This window comes from Pantoea sp. MQR6, assembly GCF_022761075.1.
Lineage (GTDB): Bacteria > Pseudomonadota > Gammaproteobacteria > Enterobacterales > Enterobacteriaceae > Pantoea > Pantoea phytostimulans.
On the sequence record NZ_JAKYXB010000025.1, the window covers coordinates 1 to 266 of the forward strand.

Genomic DNA, 266 nt, shown 5'->3' on the forward strand with positions numbered 1-266 from the left:
ACCGCGCTGATGCTGTGGACGCAGGGCAGCGCCTGGTTCTCCAGCGAGCAGGGAAAAAAGGGCCAGATCAAGGCCGGCCAGCTGGCGGATATGGCGGTGCTGAGCAAAGACTTTTTCAGCGTGCCGGAGGAGGAGATCAAGGGCATCGAGTCGGTGCTGACGGTGGTGGACGGCAACGTGGTGTATGCCGCCGGCTCGTTCAGTGCAGAAGCGCCGCCTGCGATCCCGGTACTGCCCGACTGGTCGCCGGTGGTGACGGTGCCGGG

The 266-nt window shown here is 65.4% G+C and carries 1 protein-coding gene; it reads left to right on the top strand.

Features of this window, described 5'->3' with window-relative positions; translation table 11 throughout:
* Positions 1–266: amidohydrolase family protein (locus MUG06_RS22770; protein WP_243080133.1), on the top strand; the 266-nt coding region annotated here is incomplete at both ends.